The organism is Streptomyces sp. NBC_01408 (assembly GCF_026340255.1).
GTDB lineage: Bacteria > Actinomycetota > Actinomycetes > Streptomycetales > Streptomycetaceae > Streptomyces.
This window is the reverse complement of sequence record NZ_JAPEPJ010000001.1, coordinates 142,369-165,074: the sequence shown is the minus strand read 5'-3', so window position 1 is coordinate 165,074 and position 22,706 is coordinate 142,369. Positions and strand designations below refer to the sequence as shown.

Annotated in this window: 21 protein-coding genes; 18 read left to right on the top strand and 3 right to left on the bottom strand. The window is 72.1% G+C overall.

Annotated features, from left to right (window positions below; translation table 11 throughout):
• Positions 1-246: 246 nt before the first annotated feature.
• The 13 genes from OG447_RS00690 to OG447_RS00630 all read left to right on the top strand — a co-directional run bounded on the left by OG447_RS00690 (position 247) and on the right by OG447_RS00630 (position 14,098).
• A complete protein-coding gene (locus OG447_RS00690) occupies positions 247-1,380 on the top strand; it encodes a conjugal transfer protein (RefSeq protein WP_266934213.1) in 1,134 nt (377 codons plus the stop codon).
• Positions 1,381-1,466: 86 nt separating this feature from the next.
• Positions 1,467-1,721 (top strand): TcpD family membrane protein, encoded by a 255-nt coding sequence (locus OG447_RS00685; RefSeq protein WP_266934212.1) that lies wholly within the window; start codon positions 1,467-1,469, stop codon positions 1,719-1,721.
• Positions 1,721-2,296, top strand: a complete 576-nt coding sequence (locus OG447_RS00680) for a hypothetical protein (protein ID WP_266934211.1) — start codon at positions 1,721-1,723, stop codon at positions 2,294-2,296. The genes OG447_RS00685 and OG447_RS00680 overlap by 1 nt, the downstream gene beginning before the upstream one ends.
• A 14-nt stretch (positions 2,297-2,310) precedes the next feature.
• Positions 2,311-4,845, top strand: a complete 2,535-nt coding sequence (locus OG447_RS00675; RefSeq protein WP_266934210.1) for an ATP-binding protein — start codon at positions 2,311-2,313, stop codon at positions 4,843-4,845.
• Positions 4,842-5,399 (top strand): hypothetical protein, encoded by a 558-nt coding sequence (locus tag OG447_RS00670; protein ID WP_266934209.1) that lies wholly within the window; start codon positions 4,842-4,844, stop codon positions 5,397-5,399. The genes OG447_RS00675 and OG447_RS00670 overlap by 4 nt, the downstream gene beginning before the upstream one ends.
• A gap of 3 nt (positions 5,400-5,402) precedes the next feature.
• Positions 5,403-7,406, top strand: a complete 2,004-nt coding sequence (locus OG447_RS00665; RefSeq protein WP_266934208.1) for a hypothetical protein — start codon at positions 5,403-5,405, stop codon at positions 7,404-7,406.
• Positions 7,403-8,188: a hypothetical protein gene (locus OG447_RS00660; RefSeq protein ID WP_266934207.1), complete on the top strand. Its 786-nt coding sequence runs from the start codon at positions 7,403-7,405 to the stop codon at positions 8,186-8,188. Before OG447_RS00665 ends, OG447_RS00660 begins: the two co-directional genes overlap by 4 nt.
• On the top strand, positions 8,188-9,375 hold the full coding sequence (locus tag OG447_RS00655) for an NlpC/P60 family protein (protein ID WP_266934206.1): 1,188 nt from the start codon (positions 8,188-8,190) through the stop codon (positions 9,373-9,375). Before OG447_RS00660 ends, OG447_RS00655 begins: the two co-directional genes overlap by 1 nt.
• 4 nt (positions 9,376-9,379) lie before the next feature.
• On the top strand, positions 9,380-10,276 hold the full coding sequence (locus OG447_RS00650) for a hypothetical protein (protein WP_266934205.1): 897 nt from the start codon (positions 9,380-9,382) through the stop codon (positions 10,274-10,276).
• 2 nt (positions 10,277-10,278) lie between these two features.
• Positions 10,279-12,012 (top strand): type IV secretory system conjugative DNA transfer family protein, encoded by a 1,734-nt coding sequence (locus OG447_RS00645; RefSeq protein ID WP_266934204.1) that lies wholly within the window; start codon positions 10,279-10,281, stop codon positions 12,010-12,012.
• 57 nt (positions 12,013-12,069) lie between these two features.
• Entirely contained in the window at positions 12,070-12,702 is a 633-nt protein-coding gene (locus tag OG447_RS00640) for a hypothetical protein (RefSeq protein ID WP_266934203.1), read from the top strand.
• Between the two features lie 92 nt (positions 12,703-12,794).
• Entirely contained in the window at positions 12,795-13,709 is a 915-nt protein-coding gene (locus OG447_RS00635) for a hypothetical protein (protein WP_266934202.1), read from the top strand.
• Entirely contained in the window at positions 13,709-14,098 is a 390-nt protein-coding gene (locus OG447_RS00630) for a DUF4913 domain-containing protein (RefSeq protein WP_266934201.1), read from the top strand. The genes OG447_RS00635 and OG447_RS00630 overlap by 1 nt, the downstream gene beginning before the upstream one ends.
• Positions 14,099-14,120: 22 nt before the next feature.
• Here OG447_RS00630 and OG447_RS00625 read toward each other — a convergent pair whose 3' ends face one another.
• Both OG447_RS00625 and OG447_RS00620 read right to left on the bottom strand, forming a co-directional pair.
• Positions 14,121-15,185 carry a glycoside hydrolase family 6 protein gene (locus OG447_RS00625; protein WP_266934200.1) on the bottom strand — a complete coding sequence of 355 codons (1,065 nt, stop codon included), beginning with the start codon at positions 15,183-15,185 and terminating at the stop codon, positions 14,121-14,123.
• Positions 15,186-15,343: 158 nt separating this feature from the next.
• Positions 15,344-16,336, bottom strand: coding sequence for a DUF5937 family protein (locus tag OG447_RS00620; RefSeq protein WP_266934199.1), 993 nt, complete (start codon positions 16,334-16,336; stop codon positions 15,344-15,346).
• A gap of 103 nt (positions 16,337-16,439) precedes the next feature.
• On the opposite strand from OG447_RS00620, the gene OG447_RS00615 reads away from it, so the two are divergent.
• From OG447_RS00615 to OG447_RS00600, 4 genes are all read left to right on the top strand, one after another.
• The gene (locus tag OG447_RS00615) at positions 16,440-17,720 is read left to right on the top strand and encodes an MFS transporter (protein ID WP_266934198.1); all 1,281 of its coding nucleotides are present in this window, start codon (positions 16,440-16,442) and stop codon (positions 17,718-17,720) included.
• A 21-nt stretch (positions 17,721-17,741) separates the two neighbouring features.
• Complete coding sequence (locus tag OG447_RS00610) at positions 17,742-18,251, top strand: MarR family winged helix-turn-helix transcriptional regulator (RefSeq protein WP_266934197.1); 510 nt, start codon at positions 17,742-17,744, stop codon at positions 18,249-18,251.
• A gap of 68 nt (positions 18,252-18,319) precedes the next feature.
• Entirely contained in the window at positions 18,320-18,649 is a 330-nt protein-coding gene (locus tag OG447_RS00605; protein WP_266934196.1) for a DUF3817 domain-containing protein, read from the top strand.
• 74 nt (positions 18,650-18,723) lie between these two features.
• Positions 18,724-20,424, top strand: coding sequence for a methylmalonyl-CoA mutase (locus tag OG447_RS00600; protein ID WP_266934195.1), 1,701 nt, complete (start codon positions 18,724-18,726; stop codon positions 20,422-20,424).
• Between the two features lie 121 nt (positions 20,425-20,545).
• Here OG447_RS00600 and OG447_RS00595 read toward each other — a convergent pair whose 3' ends face one another.
• Positions 20,546-21,208 carry a TetR/AcrR family transcriptional regulator gene (locus tag OG447_RS00595; RefSeq protein ID WP_266934194.1) on the bottom strand — a complete coding sequence of 221 codons (663 nt, stop codon included), beginning with the start codon at positions 21,206-21,208 and terminating at the stop codon, positions 20,546-20,548.
• Positions 21,209-21,490: 282 nt separating this feature from the next.
• On the opposite strand from OG447_RS00595, the gene OG447_RS00590 reads away from it, so the two are divergent.
• Positions 21,491-22,501: a tetratricopeptide repeat protein gene (locus OG447_RS00590; protein WP_266934193.1), complete on the top strand. Its 1,011-nt coding sequence runs from the start codon at positions 21,491-21,493 to the stop codon at positions 22,499-22,501.
• The last annotated feature ends 205 nt before the right edge of the window (positions 22,502-22,706 follow it).

The window sequence follows — 22,706 nt, the reverse complement described above, 5'->3', positions numbered from 1 at the left end:
CGTTAATGGGAACTTTTTTGACCGGTGATCAGATCGTGTTTTAAGGTCTGTCCCTGCTGCATGTGCAAACACATGACATCTCGGGGGATGGACGCGGGCACCGGCGTGAGGCAGGGGCCTGCTCCGCCCGCGCGGTCTTGTGGGCTGAGTGACGAGAACACGCGAGGGGCGAGCGGCGGGCCCTTGTGGTTCTCGGCGGGGGAGGTACGGGGAATGGGCTCGTTTGCCAGAATTACCCGGAAGGTGATGGGCCTTCCGGAACCAGTCGACCGGAACAAGCAGGGACTCACGGCGGGGCTGTCGCGCCAGGACGAGAAGCCCGCTCCGCAGTCGGCGAATCCGTGGGAAGCGGCCGGCGCCGAGCTGGCGGCGCGTGACCGTGCCTCCGCGGAGCCCGGGGAACCGGCGGGCCGGCCGACGCCGCCGGCCGTTCCCTGGGTACCGCAGGACGAGAACTCGGGTGTCGTTTTCGCCCGCAGGCTCGGCCGCGGCCTGCTGTGGGCCGTGGTGGCCCTCGCGGCCGTGACCGGCGTCCGCGCCTGGGTGGTCCCGCCCAAGGCCCCGACCGCCGCCTCCGCCCCGGCCCAGGCCGCGCCGTCCTACCCCACCGCTGACGCCCAGGCGGCGGCGGCCCGCTTCGCCCGCGCCTATCTCGGCTGGGACGAGGCCAGGAAGGAGGAGCGCGCCGCGCTCCTCGCCTCTGTCCTTCCCGTTGGCGCGGACAGCGCCATGGGCTGGGACGGCAAGGGCCGCCAGGAGGTACTGGCCGTCCAGCCCGGCGCGGTCACCCCAGGTGAAGCCGCTCGTGCGCTCGTGCGAGTCGACGTCCTCATCCGTTCCTCCTCGTCGGCCGGCCCCTCCGCAAGTCCGGTCCCCGGCTCGTCCGCCGATTCCCCAGCCGGTCCGGCCGGGGGAACCACGCCCCGGGTGGAGCCCGGCGCCCGCTGGGTGGGACTCGACGTCCCCGTCGTCCAGGCCAGTGGCCGGTTCACCGTCACCGGACGTCCCGGCCTGGTCGGGATGCCGGCCGCGGGCCCCAAGCTGCCCGACACGCCGGCCGTCCAGACGGACGCCGAGCTCACCGGCCAGACCAAGGGCACCGTCGAGAAGTTCTTCGCCGCCTACGCGGGCGGTGACACGGAGAGCGTCTCGGCCCCCGGCGCGCAACTGCCGGCCTTGCCGCAGGGCATCGAGTTCAAGGCGCTCGTCAGCTGGTCCGTCGATACCTCCGGCAACGCCGACCGCTCGGGCACCGCCCAGGTCTCCTGGGCACTCGGCGGCGCCACCGTCGAAGTCGCCTACCGGGTGAAGCTCACCCGGGTGTCCAGCTCGGGCGCCCAGCGGTGGCAGGTCGCGGACATTCGCGGCGGCACCCTCTGACCTCTCCGTGACCGGCGCTCACCGAGGTGAGCCGTCGTCATGGAGTCGCTTCAGCCTGCCAGTCAACACATCAACGGGGGAAACCTGTGCTGCACCAAACCGCTGCCGAGACGCTCGCGCTCACCACGGGCGCCGATCTCAAGGGCTGGATACTCGCCGTTGTCGGCAACCTGTTCGCCGCCTTCCTCGGGGTCAGGGCTCTGGGCCACTTCCTGAAGAAGGAGTGGGGCGAGATGTTGACGCTGTTCGTCGCCGCCGTGTTCGTCGCCGGAATCGTGTGGTACCCGGAAGGAGTCGCGACGCTCCTCGGCGAGGTCTGGAAAAAGGTCGCGGGGGCCTGATGAGAGTCGGTCGCACCTACACCACCCACCTCCACCTGGAGACCAAACAGCACGAGCTCCTCGGAATGGACTTGGGCGAAGGTGTGCCGCGCCGCGCGCTCGTCATGGGACTCGCGCTCTACATCGTGTGGACGGGGCCTCTCCTCCTGCTGTTCGGCCTTCCTTCCAAGATCACGTTCACGTTCTACTTCCTGCCTCCGCTCCTGACCGTGGTCTACGGCACGCAGAAGAGCCGGGCCGTGGACCGCCGGTGGAACGTGACCCGCTGGTCCATCGGGGCCCGCTACCTGGTGCTCGGCCACCGGCCGATCATCTGCGGTGGCCGCCGCGCCGCCACCCGCAGCGAGTGGATCAGCCGGCGCGCCCGCTGGTCCGGGAGGACCGAGTTCCTCCTCGAAAGCCCTCTCGGGGGGCCGCTGGAGCGGTGGCTCGGCGCCGAGGAGGCGGTGCCGGCCGGAGCCGGAGCCGGAGCACCGGTCCGCCTCACCGCGCGGCCCCGTCTCTACGGTCCCGACGCCGTGGCCCGCGCGTACGGCCGTAAAGCACTTCAGCATCAGGAGGGGAAAGCGTCTTGAAGATCCTGCAGAGAGTGGGCACGTTCCTTGGCATCGGCGGCGACCGGTCCGCCGGCGCCCCGCGGTACGTCGCCCTCGCCGACGGCCTGATCATCACGGACAGCCACACGGAGGCCTGGTTCACCCTCGCCTCCTCGAACACCGACCTCATGAGCGAGGGCGCGCGCGACACCGAGCTCGACGCCGCCGCCGCGGCCCTCGCCCGGACTCTTGCCGGGTTCGACTGCCACCTGCGCGTGCTGTGGTCGCCACTGCACGCCGAGGACTACATCGCCGAGGCGGCCGAGACGTTCAGCCACGGCGAGTGGCAGGAGTGGGCCGATCTGCGCGTGCGCAGGCTCGAGCAGATCGGCCTGCCCACTCGGCACCTCCTCCTCGGTGTCCGGATGACAGAGCGCGCGGGCGCGGCCCGGACGGCCGGCAAGCGCGGCGTGCAGGAGGGGCTGGGCCTCACCTCGACGAACGTCTCCACGCGCGAGCTCAGCAAGCTCGACGCTCAGATGCGCCGCCTCGGCCGCCGCCTGGAGGCCAGTCCGTGGAAGGCCCAGCCGGCCGCTGTCGAGACCCTGGCGTGGATGATCTCCCGCGAGCAGCACCGGGGCGCACCGCTCCCGGCGGCGAACGGGGCAGCGATCACGGGAGCCAAGCTGGCGGCGCTCACCCGGGGGCGGATCCTGCCGCACCCCGACCACCTGCGCGTGGTGGACGCGCAGGGGGAGGTGGCCGCCTGGACGGCCGTCCTGACCATGACGGGCTTTCCCGAGGAGATGCAGAGCCCGGGCAACGGCGAGTGGCTGCGCGTCCTTTCCGAAATCAACTACGTACCGGACGTGGACGAGGACGACCTCGACCCGGCCATCGACCCCAGCGCGCTGATCCTTCCGGTGTCCCCCGAGGCGAGCGTCCGGTTCCGGGTCCAGCCGAAGCGCGAGGCCCTCAAGCTGGTCGACGAGGCGCGGCGTCTGGCCAAGGAGCAGCGGCGTTCGGCCGCCCGGCAGTCCGCCGAGGACCCGGGGCGTGAGATCGAGGAGACCGAGCACGTGATGGCCGGGCTCACGCGTGACATGCGGCGTGAGGACCTCACCCTCGTCGAGGATCACCCGCGGCTCGTCGTGACCAGCACGATTTCGCTCGCCGACCTCCGCGACCGGGTGGACGCCGTCATCACCCACTACGGCGGCATCGGCATCGAGGTGGTCGTCGGTGAGGAGGAGCAGCGTGAGCTGTACATCGAAACGCAGCCCGGCGACCAGCTGCGGGTACCGGATCTGGGTCACGTCCGGGACGTCACGGCGCTGGCCGGCTCGTGGTGGTGGGGCGGTGCGCAGGTCGGTGACGACACCGGCCCGATCGTCGGCTACCTGACCGGCTCCACGCCCGGGGTGTTCCGTAACGACGTCACTTCGGGTTCGGACCGCGGCGATGCCACGACCACGGCCTATGTGGGCCGTTCGGGCCGTGGCAAGACGATGGCGATGATGCTGTCGATGCTGGACGCCGCGTTCCGCGGTGCCCACGCGATCGCCCTGGACTTCAAGGGTGACCTCGGGGGAGTGGTCAACGCCGCTCGCCGGTACGGCCTGAACGCCCACCTGGTGGAGACCGGCCCGCGCTTCGCGGGGTCCTGCGACCTGTTCACGCTGCTGGCGGCCGACGGCATCGATGCCGCCCGCGGCGAGGTCCCCGCCCAGCTGAGCATCGCCGCCCCCGAACACCTGCGCCAGCGCGGCGCCGAAACCCCCATCACCCACGCCGTCAACGCCGTCGTCAAGGCGGGGGAGCCGGCGACGTGGAAGGTGATCGAATACCTCCGCACGATGGAGGACCCCCTCGCCCGGGAGACCGGCGAGGCCCTGTACGAACTCGCCCAGTCCTCGCTGGGCGCCCCGTTCATGGGCCGTCCGACCGGGGACGCCCCGCTGATCTCCCCGGGGCCGGGGATCTGGGTGGTGCAGATGCCGGGTCTGTCCCTGCCCGGGGTCGAGGCTGGGCGGCACGAGTGGACGCCGACGCAGCGCCTGTCGGTGGCCCTGATGCACAGCATGCTGGCCTACGGCATCACCACCGCGGGCCGCCGCGACCTGCGCCACCTGCGCAAGAGCGTGTGCGTCCCCGAGGTCCACGTCCTGACCGCGACCCGCGAAGGCGCCAACTTCCTCCAGTACATCGCCCGCGTCGGCCGCGCGCTGGGCACCTCCCTCCTCCTGGACACCCAGGACCCCGAAAGCCTCGTCGAACTCGTCGGCATCACCGAACAGCTCACCACCGTCGCCGGGTTCCAGCTCACCACCAAGGGTCAGCAGGACGGCCTCGCCGAACTCCTGGGCCTGCCCAAGGACGACCACACCCGCGCCCTGATCCGCTCCGTCGGCCTCCTGCCCGACGGTGAGATCCGACACGGCCACTGCATCATCCGCGACCGCCGCTTCCATTGCGCCACCGTCCAGTGGGACGTCCCCAGCCTCGAACTCCTCGAACTCCTCGACACCTCCCCCAAACCCGCGCGCCAGGCCGCGGACTCCGACGACTCCGAGAAGGTGCCCGCATGACCCGTCGCACGATCCACGTCGCCGCCCTCGTCCTGGCCTCCTCCCTGGCGATGACGGGCTGCAGCTCCTCATCGGGTGAGGACGGGGGGAGCATCTTCGGGCCGAAGGACCCGAAGGCGGCGGCCATGGAGGTGGCCCGTACCTACATGGACGCGGCCAAGCGCGAGGACTGGAAGACGGCCTGCCCGCTCGAGTCCCAGGGCTTCCTGCACGGGACGGTCGAACAGTGCGTCGCCACCAACACGGAGGACGAAACCCCCGCCCCGAAGGCCAGCAGTGGTCCGGCCCGTGCGGACGTGGGGCCGTCCAAGGCTTCGGACGTCGTGGACATTCCCGCTGTCGGCAGGCACCCCGCCGGGTACGGAGTCCTGGTCACCTACACCTACACGTGGCCGGGCAAGCCCACCGAGACGAGCCGGGTCGCGCTGCGCCTGGTCGAGGAGGGCGGCTCCTGGCGCGTCGACCAGCGCAAGGACGTGCGTCCCAAGGACATGGCACACATGCCCGACATGCCCGCGCTGGTCCGCGCTGTGCTCACCGCGGGAGGGCAGTAAAAGATGTCCATACGCGCGCCGCGGCTCAGAACCGTGGCGATCCCCGTGCTCTTCGCCTTCACCTCCGTGATGGTTCTCGCGGGTCAGGCACATGCCGAAGACATCAACCCGGTCGGTATCGGGGACCTCTTCTGGTCGCCGAGCGACGGGAACATCCCCGAGGGCGGGGAGACGATGTACGAGCTGTACGACCCGGGGCGCTGGTTCGTCGATGCCGACCTCAACGTGTTCGAGGGGGTGGACGCGACCGCGCACGTCATCGTTTCGCTCCTCATGGCCCTTCTCCTCATCGTCGGCCTGGCCATGACGGTGATTGTGGGCTGGGTGTTCCGGTTCACGTCGATTCCGGAGATGGAGAAGGCCATCTCCGGAATGATCGGCGGCGCCTCGCAGAGCCTGATGGAGTTCATTCTCCCGAGCTGCCTCGTCGTCGGCGGGTTCATCGCCTTCGTGCAGCACAGGAAGGGCGGCGGAGGAGGAGGGCTCTCGCAGATCGCCTGGGTCCTGATCTCGGGCGTGGTGTCCGTATCCCTCCTGACCAGCCCCCAGTCCTGGGTGAGCGGGGTCGATTCGGCGCGGCAGGTCGGCGCGAGCGTCACCATGACCGCCACCGCCGAAGGCCTCGGCAACGAGTCCAGTGACTACCCGTTCGCGCTCAAGAACCAGCCGAAGTTCACGGACAACGGCCGTGACACGCTGCTCCGGAAGTCTCAGGACTCCATCTGGCGCGGGTTCGTGGCCACCCCGTGGTGCATCGCCGAATTCGGGAGCATGGAGGTCTGCAAGAAGTACGGAAGGCAAGTCCTTGACCAGGGAACGAGCGTCGACAAGCGCGAGGAGTACATCGACGCAAACGTGAGCGAGGAAAACGTCGGGCTGGCCTCCAAGGACTGGGCGGACGGCGACACCCCGGTCGGCCGCATCATGGTGCTGATCCCCGCCGTCATCGTCGCCCTGATGTTCGCGATCCTGTTGCTGGTCCTCGCGTTCACATCCCTGGCGGCCTTCCTGGGGTCGCTGCTGCTGCTCCTGACCGGCGTGTTCTTCGCCTGCCTCTGGGTCATTCCCGGGCGGCCGAGGCAGTGGGGGCTGGCCTGGTTCGACCAACTCCTCGCCCGCACCCTCGAGAGCTTCATCGCGACCCTGGTGCTCGGCGCCGTGCTCTCGGCACAGACCGCGACCATGCAGATGTTCGGCAAGTACGGCTGGCTGCCCACGATGGGACTGTCCATCGCCCTTTCCATCGTGGCCTTCCAGTTCCGGTCCGTGCTCGCCCAGATCTTCGGCGTCCGCGGTACGACAGGCGGCTCGATCGGGGGCATGCTCGCCTCCCGCGCCCTCAGTATGGTCGGCAAGGGCGGGAAGGGTCCCGGCTCCGGCTCCAACCCCCGTCCCGGGGAAACCCTGCCCGGCGGGTCCGGCGGCGGTGGCGGAGGGAGGAACACTCCGAGGCTTCCCTCCGGCTCCGGCGGCTCCGGTGACGGGGCCGACATCACCGTCACCCGCGTTCCCCCGGCCCGCCCGCCGGCCCCGGCGCCGCTCCCGGCCGGACGCCCCAAGGTCGCACTCCCCGCAGGGAGGTCCGCCGGATCCACTGCCGGATCCGCTTCGGGGGCGGCAGGTACGACGACGGCCGGCACCGCGGCGGTCACCGGACCCGCGCCGCAGCCGGCTCTGGCCGTTCAGGGCTCGCACTCACGTCCGGCCCTACCCGCCCAGAGCAGGGAGGTCCGCCCGGCCCTGCCCCCCGGCCCCTCGGCCGGTGCCGCCGCGGCTCCGGGCACGAGCGAGGGGAACGGCCCGTCCGGAACCCCGGCTTCGCCGGTCATGCGCCCGGAGACCGGCAGGCGGCCGAACTTCGCCTTCCGCCAGGCTCCGGCCCCGGGGTCGCCCGGCGAGCCCCGCGTCATCGTGGGGACCGTCGTCCGCAGCACACCCAACGGGCCCCCGCGCGGCCCTGCGAGAACACCGTCCCATTCGTTCCGACCCCCGGTCAGGCGGACATGAGTGACCGAACGCCACAGGAGTGGCGCGACATCCTGGCCGGCGTCAACTACCCGGAGGAGGTCAAGAAGGGCGGCAGCCGCCGCGAGCGGCGCAGTGCGAAGGCCGTGCACCGTCACGAGGTGCGGCGCAGGTCCCACGAGTGGGTGCGCGAACAGCGCCGTCACGATCCGATCCGCCCCGCCGGGGCCGTGATCATCGTCGTGCTGGTGCTGGCCCTCGGAGCGGGTGCCCGCTGGGTGTGGCCGGGCCTCCTCGGCGAGAAGCAGCCCGCGGGGGCCTCGGCCGCGGCCCCCGCGGACCCGGCGCCGGACAGCGGGGAGGCGAAGGTCCCCGCGATCTCCGCCCCGCCCTCCGCCGTACCGTCGGCTTCGCCCTCGCCTTCGGCCCCGCCGGCCGACCTCGCCAACCCCGACCGGGTCGCCGAGCAGTTCATGCGCATCTACCTCACCCGCAACCCGCCCCAGGACCAGAAGCACGCGGAGGTGGTGGAGCGCGCCAAGGCCTTCATGACGCCGGCCCTGGTCGTGAACCTCTCCGAACACACCGACCCGGCCTGGGACAAGCTCGTCAGCCGGGGCGGCATATCGAAGGTGCGCTCCGTAGCGGTGGCCCCGGCGGGGAAGGACCTGCCCGGAGACTCCCCGCTGCGGGTGTGGCGTCAGGCGACGGCCGCCGTGGACGTCGACGGCTACACCGACTACAGCGAGAACACCGTCCTGCAGCTGGAGATGATGACCTCCGGCAACGGGAAGTGGCACATCACGCGGATCCTGGGCCTGTAGTGCGGGCCCGTGACGCGGCGGGCCTCCTGCTCAATGCCAAGGGGACCGTCTTCAAGCTCAAGGCCGCCGCCGTGGTGTCGGTCGTCCTCGTCCTCTGTCTGCTGCTGCTCGGGCTGGTCGCCGCCCTGGGCGGCGACGCCTCGGCCGTCGGCTGCGGCGACCGGGGCCGCCCCGGAGCGGGCCCGGGAGACGACGACGAGGGCGGGGGCGCAGGCGCGCAGCGCCCCGGAGAGGGCATGCGGAAGGCACAGATCGCGAACGCGGAGACCATCGACGGGGTCGCCAAGGAGGGCGGACTGTCCGGTCGGGCCACTCTGATCGCCCTGATGACGGCCATGCAGGAGAGCACGCTCCTCAATCTCGACTACGGAGACCGCGACTCGGTCGGACTGTTCCAGCAGCGCCCCGTCGCGGGCTGGGGCACCCCGGAACAGATCATGCAGCCCAAGTACGCCGCCAAGATGTTCTTCTGGGGCGGCGACGACGGCGACCCGCCGGGCCTGACCGACATCCGCGGCTGGGAGTCCATGAAGTACGGCGCCGCCGCCCAGGCCGTCCAGCGCAGCGCGTACCCCGATCTCTACGACCAGCACGAGGACTACGCCCGAGGGATCGCCCGCGATGCCGGCATCGACCTGAACCGGCGCGGTACGGGCGGGAGCGCCCCGGGTGACACCGGTGACCCCGGCAAGCCCGACAAGCCCGGCGGCAAGGGTTGCGAGGACGACGGCGCAAAGCCCGGCGAGCCGGGCGCGCCCTTCCACGACGGCGCCGCCGGCTGGCCGGCCGAGGTCAAGAACCCGCGGAGCACGAAGGACGCCATCGCGGCGGCCCGCGAAGAGGCGCGGAGCGGTCCGAAGAAGTGGTACCAGATGTGTCTGGCGTTCACCGCCTACGCCTACGGATGGTCGTACTCCGGCGTCGGCTACGCCATCGACCACTACAAGGAAATGCCCGCCAGCATGAAGCACGACAAGGACAGGAACCCGCCTCCGGGTGCACTGATGTACTGGGACACCGGCCAGCGGGCCGGCCACGTCGCCGTCTACCTCGGGGACGGCCAGATCGCGAGCAACGACATCCGCAGGCCCGGATACATCGACGTCGTCCCGGCGACGGAGATCGAGACGAAGTGGGGCGCCACCTACCTCGGCTGGGCGCCCCCGTACTTCCCCAAGGGCGGATGACCCCGTGACCACCGACCCCGGCCAGGTGCCGGGCACCCCCGTCTACACCATCACCCTCACGAGCTCCGGCGTCAGCATCGACGGCGAGCCGGTCAGCACCCCGCAGGGCGACCTTCCGGCCGCCCGGCGGGCCGCGCTCGCGGAGATCCGCGTACGCGCGGCACTGCGTGGCCGGCCCGTCCGGGTCACGGCCAAGGAGCCCGACGGCTCGGCCTGGCCCCTCGTCGTCGACCCCGACGGCAACGTGACGACGCTGTCGGCCCCCCACCCCGTGGTGCCGCCCCCGCAGGCCCGGCCCGCCGAGCCGCAAGCCCCGTTGGCCGAAGTGCCCGCAGTGCACGAAGGCTTCGCAGAGCCCGAAGCTCCCGCAGTGCCCGCCCCACCGGGCACGCCCCGGCCCGTCGCGGCGGAGTGGGGAGCGCCGCTGCCGGCCGCCCACCAGGACGCCTGGGCGCGGCTGTGGGCGGCGCACGGGGCGGGGGACATCTCCACCGCGATCGCCCTGGCGGAGCGGACGGAAGCCGCGCTGGAGGTCGAGTACGGGCCGCTGCACCCCCACACCGTGCACGTCCTCGGCGCCCGGGCCTGGCTCATGCTTGCCCGGCGTGCCGACCTGCCCGCCACCGTGCAGCTGCTCGTCGAGACAGCCCTGCGCCGCCGCCGGGCGGGAGCGGAACCCAGGACCGAGACCGCGCAGGTGGCGGGCAACGCCCATGCCGCTTGGCGCTTGCTGGCCAAGGAAGACCCGCGCAGGGCCCTCGAGCTGAGCGCACCCCTCATGGACGTGCTCAGGGAACTCGGGTGGCGCAGCCGTACCCAGGACGTCGTCCGCTGGGTGGAGCAGGCCACGCGTCTCTCCTCCTCCCCGGACGAGGCCGTCTCCGCAGAAGGAGGATCGTGACGATGACAGCCGATCAGCAGAAGCAGCCGAGATCCGGCGACGCCTGGGCGAAGGAGGCGGCCCTTCTGGTGGCGGCCGCCCTGGTCCTCCTGTGCGGTGCCTGGTTCGCCGCGCGCCTCGGCGCGTCCGCGGGAGGGGCGCCCGCGCCGGCCGGTCCCCTGGTCTTCGCCGTGGACCTCGTCGCGGGCGCGTACGTGTGGCCGGGCGGGCCGGCGAACGCCTTCGCGGCCGCCGAGGTTCTCGTGGTCGCGGGGGCGGCGTTCGCCGTCTACCGGATCCGCCTGCGTCTGCGCAGGAAGCCCGACGTCGACGGTGCGGCCGAGCATCTCGCGCAGGGCGAGGAGCTCGGCCGCCTCAGCGCCAAGGGAGCCTCCGCGACCGCCGAGCGCCTGGGCGTGCGCAGCCGCGTGCCCGGTGTCCTCATAGGCCGCTCGGTGCGCGGACGGCAGTCCTTGTACGGCTCCTTCGAGGACATGCACGTCGACATCTGGGGTCCGCGCACCGGAAAGACAACCCGCCGCGCCATACCGGCGATCCTCGACGCCCCGGGCGCGGTGCTCGTCACCTCCAACAAGCGGGACATCGTCGACGCCACCCGCGGGCCGCGCGGCGCGCATGGCCCCGTGTGGGTCTTCGACCCGCAACAGGTGGCCCAGGAGGCGCCCACCTGGTGGTGGAACCCCCTGTCGTACGTGACGGACGTGGCCCGGGCCCGCAAGCTGGCCGAGCACTTCGCCTCGGGCTCGCGCGACGCCGACGCCTCCACCGACGCGTACTTCGACCCCGCCGGCCGGGACCTGCTCGCCAACCTCCTGCTCGCCGCCGCCACCGCCAAGGCACCGATCACCCGGATCTACACGTGGCTGGCCAACCCGAAGGACGACAGCCCGGAGCGCATCCTGCGCGGCGCGGGACACCACATGCCGGCGGACTCCCTGTTCGGGGTGATCACCGCTCCGGACAAGCAGCGCGGCGGAATCTACGGCGTGGCCCAGCAGATGGCGTCCTGCCTCGTCAATCCCGAGGTCAACAGGTGGGTGACGCCGATGGCCGATGACGACGACCGTCCGGAGCTGGACCCCGCCGAGTTCGTCCGCGGTGACGGCACCCTCTATTCGCTCTCCCGGGAGGGCAGCGACTCGGCGGGCCCGCTGGTGACGGCCCTGACCGTGGCCGTCGTCGAGGCCGCGGAGGAGTACGCCACCTCCCAGCGCGGCGGCCGGCTGTCGAAGCCGCTGCTGGCGGTGCTGGACGAGGCGGCGAACGTCTGCCGCTGGCGCGCCCTGCCCGACCTGTACTCGCACTACGGTTCGCGCGGCATCATCCTGATGACGATCCTCCAGTCCTGGGCGCAGGGCGTGGAGGTGTGGGGCGAGCGGGGCATGGAGAAGCTCTGGTCCGCCGCGAACGTGCGGGTCTACGGCGGCGGCGTCTCCGACACCCGCTTCCTCGGGGACCTTTCCGAGCTGGCGGGCGAGTACGACGTCCGCGAGTTCACCGCCACCCGCGAGGCGGAGTTCATCGGCTGGTCCGGAAACCGCACCGTGAACGAGTCCGTCCGCCGCGACCGCGTCCTGAAGGTGTCCGACCTGGGTGCGATGCCCCCGGGCCGGGCGCTCGTCCTGGCCTCCGGGACGAAGCCGGTCCTGGTCGAAACGCTGCCCTGGTGGGAGGGCCCGCACGCCGACGCGGTCAAGGCCTCCCTGAGCCGGCATGACCCGGGCGCCCGCACCTGAGCACGCGGGCGACCGGGATACGTTCGAAACAGCACCGAATGAGCAAGGAGAAGAAGGATGTTGACGGAGACCACGGGCCGCACCGCCCAGGATCTGACCGCGGAGCTGGAGAGCTGGCAGGGAGTCGACTGGGTCTCGGTATGGGACGGGCCGCCGCAGGGCGGGTCGCCGGAGTTCCGGGAATGGTGCGAGCGGTACGGCTGGGTGCCGGAGACCTTCGACCGGCAGCTCAACGTGACCACGCGCAGCGGCGGCAGCTGGACGTTCTTCGACGTCCTGGGCGGGCAGTGGAGTCCGGTCCAGAGCCTGACGCACTGTCCCTGGGAGCTCCTGGCCGACACGGCGGCCGAGAACGGGGAGGTGCTCTCCGCCGCGGGCGAGACCTGGCCGGTGTACCTGAAGGCCGCCGAAGCGGTCCTGGGTGCACCCACCTGGTCGGGTTCCTGGGACGCCGAGGACTTCCCGGAGCCGCCGGTGTCGTCGTACTGGCCGGACAGGGAGGGCCGGCTGGAGAGCCGGGAGCCTTACCGGTTCGCCTACTGGAAGCCGACCGGTGGGGTGCCCGGGGCGCCGTACGTGGTGCTGAGCCAGTCAGTGGCCTCCTACACCTGGACCGCCGACCTGGCAGGAGGGTCGTCCATTTCGGTTGACGTCTACGCACCCTCCGAGATCCTGGGCGCCCGCCGATGACGAAGGCAGCGCCGCCGACACGCGAACAGGCCGCGGCGGCACTGAGACGCCAGACGGAGTACGAGGCGGCTCGGCCCCGTACACGTCAGCAGGTGAAAGAGGTCAGGGACCGGATCGTCCGGGACTGGCAGCAGGCGAAGGAAAAGGGGCAGGACCTTCCGGACGTGCAGTCGTTCATCCGGAGAGTCGCCGCGAACGCGTCGGTCACCAACGAGGACCGGGGGGACGTTCGCGCCTTCTGGTCCTACAAGTCCGAGCTGGACGGGACACCCGGTGAGGTGGAGCACCGGTTCGTGGCGCAGGAATGCGGGGAGGCCCGGGACTACCAGGTGCTGGAGGACAGTCCGGCAGGCCGGCAGCTGGATTCGTACCACCTGTGGCAGCCCGAGGTCCGGGGAATGCTCAGGCGTGAGTTCCGTGTGCCGCAGGCCGAGGCGAAGGCCCTCGCGCCGGAGGTGTGGAGCACGGTCTCCCGCCGCTATGCCGAGGAGGCCAAGGGGCCTGTCGTCGTCTTCGCCGCCGACATCGGCGAGGAATCCGTCCTGGGCAAGGACGAACTCCCGCAGCTGCTCGCGCACAAGCAGGTGGGCAAGGAGGGCGTGGAGTTCGCCCTGCCCTCGCCCCGCCACTCACACCTGCCCCCCGAGATCGACGAGCTGATCGCGGACGACGCCGTGCGCTGCCAGGTGCGCATGGAGAACTTCGACCCCAAGGAGACGACGCCGAAGCAGTTCGCGGAGAAGCTGGGCGCCATCGACGTGCCGCAGAACCGGCAGGCGGAGCACCAGGCCGCGCTCTCACGGCTGACGTCGGCCGACAGCTACGCGGAGCTGAACGCTCCGCCCGCCGCGTCCGCCCGGCCCGGGCCGGACCGGGCGCACGGCTTCATGCTGGCCGTGGACATCCCTGCGAAGGTCGCGTTGCCCGGTCCCGGCCGGCCCTCGGGCCACGGGGTGATCAACCCCGTGCCGGAGCTCGCGCCGCGCGCCCCGGGGGTCGAGCGCTGATGAGCACCGCTACCGGGGCCCGGGAAGCTTCCGGTGAGGAGGCTGAGTTCCACTTCGACGACGTCTTCGCCTTCGTCTCCGGATATCTGGCGCCGACGGTCCGGCGCCGCATGAACGGAACGTCCGCCACCTGGTGTCCCCGCTGGTGGGAGCACCCCGAGGCGGGTGCCAGGCTGTCCGCGCTGTGGCTGGCCTGGGAGCACCTGCGCCACGATCCGATGCTGGGGATGTCCACGTGGTGGCTGCACCACGCGGACCCGCACCTGCGGGTGCTGACGGACCCGGAGGCCGGGCCGTTCGGGGCCTGCTCGCCCAGGGGCGGGCACACGGCCCACCCCTTCGATCCGCTGCCGGTCGATCCGTACGAACCGGCCGGCGGCCAGGCCTGACGGGCTCCCGGGCCCGGGCCCGTCACTCCCTGGCCCTGCGGGCCAGGCCCAGGGCGTATTCCGGCCACCAGCGGCCGGCTGCGGGGCCGCCCCGGCAGGGGCCGTCCGAGGTGCCGGGCCGGTTGACCCAGAGGTACGCGTCCACGAGCGGGTCTCCGGTGTCGGTGGTCGGTGCCACCCCCAGGGAGCGGCCCGGCGGATTGCACACGGCCTGCTTCCCCTCGCCGGGCGGCGGGCCGTCGCCGTTGCGGCCGGTGTCGAGGACGAAGTGCTTGCCGCCGGCCGCCTCGGAGATCCTGGCGCCGTACTTCCGCACCGCCGCGTCGGGCTGGAAGCCGGAGACGTTGAGCGCGAAGCCGTCGGCGCGGGCGAGACCGGCCCTGCGCAGGGGCTCGACGAGGTCGCGCGGGTCCGGGATCCAGGCCGGGTGGCCCGCGTCCAGGTAGACCTTGGTGTTCCGGTTCTTCTTCAGCCGGTCCACGGCCTCGGCGAGCAGCCGGTAGCGCTCGGCGCGGTGTTCCGGGGCGATACAGCCGTCGACGGCGTGGGGGAGGGCGCCCGGTTCCAGGATCACCAGGGCCCGGGTGTCGCCGATGCCGTCGGCGAAGGCGCCGATCCAGCCGCGGTAGGCCCGCGCGTCGCGCGCACCGCCGGGCGGATGCTGCCCGCAGTCGCGGTACGGGATGTGGTGCGCGGTGAGCACCAGGGTCTGCCGCGCCGCCCTGGCGCCCGCCGCGGCCCGGCGGATGCCGGGGCCGGGGTCGCCGCCCGAGGGCCACAGGGCCAGCGGCCGGTCGGCGATCCGGCGCAGCACCTGGGCGTCGCCGTAGCGGCCCTGCGCCTCCCAGGCCGCGACCTGCCGGGCGGCTTCGCTCCCCGGGTCGACCCAGAACGGGGAGGCGCCGCTCCCCTTCCCGCTCCCCGCCGGAGCCGGGGCGGGCGCGGCCTCCGGCCGGTCCTCGTCCGCGCAGCCCGGGAGCGCCATGAGCAACAGCGCCAGACCGAGGGCGGCGGGTCCGCGCCGGCGGGAGGCGGCGGGCCCGCGGGCGGGGGCGGCGGGATCGGCGGGGCGGCGGCGGCCTGACATCCGGCTTCCTCGGGGACGAAGGGTCGGGCGGCGAACCGGGACATAGTGGCATGACGGACCGTCAGCCCCGGGGTGCGACACCGCTAGGGGGTGTCCGGTGCCAGGCGGGCCGGGCCCGGCCATGATCCACCGGACACCCCCTGGTGCTGTGGCCGTCCCTACTCCTGGTCGCCCGTGGTGAGGGCGATGGCCAGGGGGGTCCGTTCGTAGAGGATCTGGTGCCCGTGGCGGGCCGAGACGAGGAGGCCCGCAGCCCGCAGGACCCCCAGGTGCGCGGAGACCGTGGAGGGCGCCAGGCCCAGGCGGTGTGCCAGGGCCGTGGTGGAGGCCGGCTCGTGCAGGGCGCACAGCACATCGGCCCGGACGCGCCCCAGCAGCCGGGCCAGCGCGGCCGGGGTGTCCTCCCTCGCCGGGGTCCACAAGGCGCCGACCCCGCGGGCCGGATAGACGACGGTCGGCTGCCAGGGCGGGTCGAAGCCGCCCGCGATCTGCGGCCAGACGAAGGCACTCGGCATGAGGAGCAGGCCCTGGCCGCCGAGGACGCGATCGTGGTGACTGGGCCGCTCGATGGTCAGGGTGAGGGAAGCGGCGTCCCAGCGGAGGTCCGGGTGCAGACCGTCGAAGAGCGACTCCAGCCCGCCGGCGGCGAGGCGGCGCGAGTGGAAGAGGATGTCCGCCTCCAACAGGGCCCGCAGCCGCGGCCAGTGCGGCTCGATCAGGACGCTCCAGGCCCGCTCCAGCAGGTCGGCCAGTTCGCGCACCGCCCGCGCCGGATCGGCGAGCAGGGACCGGCCCAGGCCGCTGTCGAGCGCGCCCGGCGTGCAGGCCAGCGACTTGCGCATGTCCTCGCGCGCCTCGGCCGGATCCGCCGCGCGGATCAGCGCGAGTTCCTCCGCGAAGGACACGCCGGGGCCGCTCGGCGGCGGGCTGATGAAGTCCGTACTGTGCCCCCGCCGTGGCATCAGCAGCCACAGCGGCCGCAGGTCCAGCCCGTCGGCGGCGTCGCGGATCCGCTGCAGCCACGGCAGGTGATAGCCCTGCCGGTCCGGGCGGCTCAGGGTGCGGACCGCCTCCTGCGTCTCCCACGCGGGCGACAGCGCGAACCGGCAGCGCAGCAGATCCTCGTGCCCGAACCGGTGGTGCAACCCCATGCCGCACCCTCTCGCTCCCCGGAACACCCGGCTCACCATTGCTCAACATTCGGCTCAGGCCGAATCCCTACGCCCGTCAGCCTAGGCCCGCGACGCTGCGGGCATGGCAACCGTCACCCCGGCCCCGGCCGAAGCCGGCTCCGCCGGTTACCTCTCCGTCTTCCGGGTCAGGGAGTTCCGGGCCGTCTTCGCCGCGCACCTGATGTCCGTGCTCGGCCTCGTCGTCGCCGAGATCTCCCTCACCGTCCTCGTCTACCGCGCCACCGGCTCGCCGCTGATGAGCGCGCTCACCTTCGCCCTCGGCTTCCTCCCCTACGCCCTCGGCGGGACCCTGCTCGCCGGGATCGCCGACCGCTACCCCGCCCGGCGGGTGCTCGTCGGGTGCGACCTCGTCTGCGCGGCGGGCGCCGCGGCCATGGCCTGGCCGGGCACCCCGGTCGCGCTGCTCCTCGTACTGCGCTGCGTCCTGGCCTTCGTGGCGCCGCTGTTCCAGGGCACCCGCAACGCCTCCCTCGCCGACATCCTCGGCGCCGGCGAGGCCTTCGTCCTCGGCCGCTCGCTGCTGCGCATGGTGGCCCAGAGCGCCCAACTGGTGGGCTTCGGCCTCGGCGGGCTGCTGCTGACCGTCCTCGCGCCGCGCGGGGCCGTCGCCCTCACCGCCGCCGGGTTCCTCGGTTCCGCGCTGCTGCTGGGCCTCGGAACCCGCGCCCGCCCCGCCCGCGCGGGCGCCCCGTCCCCCGGGAGCGGCCCGGCACCACTGGGCGGGCTGCGCGCCGGTCTGGGCGCCGTGCTCGGCGGGCGCCGGGTGCGCGCCCTGACCCTGCTGTTCTGGCTGCCGCCCGTCTTCGTCGTCGTGCCCGAGGTGCTGCTGGCCCCGTACGTCGACGGCCTCGGCGCCGGCACCGTCGCCCTCGGCCTGCTGATGTGCGCGCTGCCCGCCGCCACCATCGCCGGTGAGGTGTACGCGGGTTCCGCGCTCACCGCCCGAACGCGTTCGCGCATCGTGGCCCCGCTCGCCGCCGTGGGCCTGCTGCCGCTCCTGCTCTTCGCGGTCCGGCCGGGCGTGCCCGGCGTGCTCGCGGCGCTGCTGCTCGCCGGGCTGGCCCACGCTTACACCCTGGGGCTCGACCAGTGGTGGGTGGACGCCGTCCCCGCCGAGCTGCGCGGCCGCGCGATGACCCTGCTCAGCACCGGAATGATGACCCTCCAGGGCGTCGGCATGGCCCTGGGCGGCCTCGCCGCCGAGTTCCTGCCGGTCCACGCCGTCGTCACCGGAGCCGGGGTCCTCGGCACCGTCGTGGTCCTGGTGCTCCTCGCGGAACTGCGCGCCGCCGGCCCGGGGGGCGGGCGGCCGAGGGGTGAGACGGGGCTGGCCACCAAATGACCGCCCGGTAGGGTCTGGTGCGTGCCCAAGCCGCTCAGTCTTCCCTTCGACCCCATCGCCCGCGCCGACGAGCTGTGGCAGCAGCGGTGGGGGCCGGTGCCCTCGATGGCCGCGATCACCTCGATCATGCGGGCGCACCAGATCCTGCTCGGTGAGGTCGACGCGGTGGTCAAGCCGTACGGACTGACCTTCGCGCGGTACGAGGCGCTGGTGCTGCTCACCTTCTCCAAGGCCGGTGAGCTGCCGATGTCGAAGATCGGCGAGCGGCTGATGGTCCACCCGACGTCGGTGACGAACACGGTCGACCGGCTGGTGCGCTCCGGGCTCGTCGACAAGCGTCCGAACCCGAACGACGGCCGCGGCACCCTGGCCTCCATCACGGACAAGGGCCGCGAGGTCGTCGAGGCCGCCACCGAGGACCTGATGGAGGTCGACTTCGGCCTCGGCGCGTACGACGCCGAGGAGTGCGCGGAGATCTTCGCGCTGCTGCGCCCGCTGCGGGTGGCCGCCGCGGACTTCGAGGAGAAGTAACCACCGTCACGCCACCCCCCGATGACCCGCGTGGGGATCGCGCAAAACGGACGGTTAGGCTCAGTCGCATGAAGAAAAGCGTGCTGACCCGCTACCGGGTGATGGCCTTCGCCACTGCCGTCATGCTGCTGGTGCTCTGCACCTGCATGGTTTTCAAGTACGGCTTCGACAAGGGCGCCGACCTCACCTTCGTGGTGTCCCAGGCCCACGGCGTGCTCTTCATGATCTACCTGGTTTTCGCCTTCGACCTCAGCTCCAAGGCGAAGTGGTCCTTCGGCAAGATGCTGTGGATCATGCTCTCCGGCACGATCCCGCTCGCCGCGTTCTTCGTCGAGCGCAAGGTCCGCGCCGAGGTCGAGCCGCTGGTCAGCGGCGGCCTGGTCACCGCGAAGGCCTGATTTCCCACAGCCCCGGGGCGACTCCCCGGGGTTGCCCATCGACATTTACTAGGACGTCCTAGTAAATTCGAGCCATGGACGCTCACGCCATCGAGGAAGGCCGCCGTCGCTGGCAGGCCCGCTATGACAAGGCCCGCAAGCGCGAGGCCGATTTCACCACTCTCTCCGGCGATGCGGTCGATCCGGTGTACGGGCCCCGGCCCGGCGATGCGTACGAGGGGTTCGAGCGCATCGGGTGGCCGGGGGAGTACCCGTACACCCGGGGCCTGCACGCCACCGGCTACCGGGGGCGGACCTGGACCATCCGGCAGTTCGCCGGCTTCGGGAACGCCGAGCAGACCAACGAGCGGTACAAGATGATCCTCGCCGCCGGCGGCGGCGGGCTCTCGGTCGCCTTCGACATGCCGACGCTCATGGGGCGGGACTCCGACGACCCCCGCGCCCTCGGCGAGGTCGGGCACTGCGGGGTCGCCATAGACTCCGCCGCCGACATGGAGGTCCTGTTCAAGGACATCCCGCTGGGCGACGTCACGACCTCGATGACCATCTCCGGCCCCGCCGTTCCCGCCTTCTGCATGTACCTCGTGGCCGCCGAGCGGCAGGGCGTGGACCCCGCCGTACTGAACGGCACGCTCCAGACCGACATCTTCAAGGAGTACATCGCCCAGAAGGAGTGGCTCTTCGAGCCCGAGCCGCACCTGCGCCTCATCGGCGACCTCATGGAGTACTGCACGAAGGGCATTCCCGCCTACAAGCCGCTGTCCGTCTCCGGCTACCACATCCGCGAGGCCGGGGCGACGGCCGCGCAGGAGCTCGCGTACACCCTGGCGGACGGCTTCGGCTACGTGGAGCTCGGGCTCTCGCGCGGCATGGACGTGGACGACTTCGCGCCCGGACTCTCCTTCTTCTTCGACGCGCACCTCGACTTCTTCGAGGAGATCGCCAAGTTCCGCGCCGCCCGCCGGATCTGGGCGCGCTGGATGAAGGAGGTCTACGGGGCGCAGAGCGACAAGTCCATGTGGCTGCGCTTCCACACCCAGACGGCCGGGGTCTCCCTGACCGCGCAGCAGCCGTACAACAACGTCGTACGCACCGCCGTGGAGGCGCTCGCGGCCGTCCTCGGCGGCACCAACTCGCTGCACACCAACGCCCTCGACGAGACCCTCGCGCTGCCGAGCGAGCAGGCGGCCGAGATCGCCCTGCGCACCCAGCAGGTGCTCATGGAGGAGACGGGCGTGGCCAACGTGGCCGACCCGCTCGGCGGTTCCTGGTACGTCGAGCAGCTCACCGACCGCATCGAGGCGGACGCCGAGAAGATCTTCGAGCAGATCAAGGAGCGCGGGCTGCGCGCCCACCCGGACGGGCGCCACCCGATCGGACCGATCACCTCGGGCATCCTGCGCGGCATCGAGGACGGCTGGTTCACCGGGGAGATCGCCGAGTCGGCCTTCCAGTACCAGCGGTCGCTGGAGAAGGGCGACAAGCGGGTCGTCGGTGTCAACGTCCACCACGGGTCGGTCACCGGGGACCTGGAGATCCTCCGGGTCAGCCACGAGGTGGAGACCGTCCAGGTGCGGGAGCTGGCGGCGCGCAAGGGCCGGCGGGACGACATCAAGGTCGCGGCCTCGCTGAAGGCGATGCTGGAGGCCGCCCGGGACGGGTCGAACATGATCCCGGCCATGCTGGACGCGGTCCGCGCCGAGGCCACGCTGGGCGAGATCTGCAACGTGCTGCGGGACGAGTGGGGCACGTACACGGAGCCGCCGGGCTTCTAGCCGCCCGAGGCTCCGCCGCTGGGGCGGGTGCGGCGCCCTTGCGGGGGCTCTGCCCCCGAGCCCCCGCGCCTCAAACGCCGGCGGGGCTGGATATTGGCTGGTGCCGCCCGCCCCGCGCGGCTCAGGCCGGGGCCGGGCCTCGCAGGCCGTGCATCAGCAGGGCCGTGAAGGTGGACACCCAGAGCTCGTCCACCGGTTCGGAGCTCACCAGCGCCCGGTGCACCACCGTGCCGGCGATCACGTCGAATATCAGGTCCGTGGTGTGGCCCGCGAGGGCCCCGTCCTCCTCGTCCGGGAGTTCGCCACGGGCCTGCGCCCGTTCGCGACCCAGTACGACGAGACGTTTCTGCCGGTCCACGATGGCCGACCGGATCCGGTCACGCAGGGCCTCGTCCCGGGTGGACTCGGCGACCACGGCCATCAGGGCCGTACGGGCCTCCGGGCGCCGCAGCAGCTGCGCGAACTGGAGGACCACGTACTCGATGTCGGCTTCGAGCGAGCCCCGGTCCGGCAGTTCCAGTTCGTCGAAGAGCTCGGCGACCGCGTCCACGACCAGCTCGTTCTTGCCGGCCCAGCGCCGGTAGAGGGTGGTCTTGGCGACCCCAGCGCGCGCCGAGACGTCGCCCATCGTCAGCTTCGACCAGCCCAGCTCGACCAGCGCGTCCCGCGTCGCCTCCAGGATGGCGGCGTCCGCCGCGGCGCTCCGGGGGCGGCCGGTGCGGCCGCTCGCGGAGCCGGTGCCGCTGCTGGTGCCGGTGCTCGTGCCGTGGCTGGGGTTGCGCATGGCCGAGACCATACCCGTCGGTAGCGGAACCGCCGGGTCGGGAATCGCTGTGCTTCAGATCACGGGGCGCGGCGGGGCGCGAGGAGTTACGCTACGGCTCGTAGCGTAAGAGCGACAACCACGCGATGGGCTACTGGCGCCAGGTGGGGACCCGGCGCCGAACATCTCAGGACCGCAGTTCCATGACCGCACCACCCGCGTCAACCCGCAGTACGGCGGGTTTGGCGCGGTAATTCACGCGATCTTTTTCGTTGACGCGCGCACTCGGGGGAGGATGTACGCATGCAGCCCAGAAACATGTCCATGAGCGGCGTCGTCGACCTCGCCGCGGTGAAGGCGGCCGGTGAGGCCAAGGCGAAGGCCGAGCAGGCCCGCGCCGAATCGGCACGGCAGGCCGGCCAGGGCGGTGGCGGCGCGTCCGCCGGCGCCGTCGCGCCGTCCGCGCTCGTCATCGACGTAGACGAGGCCGGCTTTGAACGCGATGTGCTCCAGCTCTCCGCCGAGGTCCCGGTGGTCCTCGACTTCTGGGCCGAGTGGTGCGAGCCGTGCAAGCAGCTCAGCCCGCTCCTGGAGCGGCTGACCGTCGAGGCGAACGGCCGCCTCGTCCTGGCGAAGGTCGACGTCGACGCCAACCAGATGCTGATGCAGCAGTTCGGCATCCAGGGCATCCCGGCCGTCTTCGCCGTGGTCGCGGGCCAGGTGCTGCCCCTGTTCCAGGGCGTGGCCCCCGAGCAGCAGATCCGCGAGACCCTGGCCCAGCTGGTGCAGGTCGCCGAGGAGCGCTTCGGGATCATCGGCATCGAGGTGGACCCGGACGCCGAGGGGGCCATCCCGGGCGCCGCCGATGCCGCCGCCGAGGCCGAGGTTCCGGCCGGTCCGCACGACGCGCTGCTGGAGGCGGCCGTCGTGGCGCTGGACGCCGGTGACCTGGGCGGCGCGGTCCAGGCGTACAAGAACGTGCTGGCCGACGACCCGGGCAACATCGAGGCCAAGCTGGGCCTGGCCCAGGCCGAACTGCTCACCCGGGTGCAGGACATGAACCCGCAGGCGGTGCGCACCGCGGCCGCCGAGAACCCGCGGGATCCGGCGGCGCAGATCGCCGCGGCCGACCTCGACCTGGTCGGCGGTCACGTGGAGGACGCCTTCGGGCGCCTGGTGGACACCGTGCGGGTGACGTTCGGTGAGGACCGGGACGCCGTACGGCTGCGGCTGCTGGAGCTGTTCGAGGTGATCGGCGCGGACGACCCGCGGGTCTCGGCGGCGCGCACGGCGCTCGCCCGGGTGCTCTTCTAGGCCCGCTGCGGGAGGGATCCCGGACGCCGGTCTCCTACCGGCGATTTGTTGACACAGAGGTAAACAGCGGCCGCGTTTTGCCAAAACTTGGCAATCGCGGCCGCTGTTACTCGCAGTAAGTCGAACCCCGTGAACTGTCCGGAGTGTTCACTCTTCCGCCGTTCTGTCGTGGCCCTTGGTAACACCCTGTGTTGCTGGCCGATGG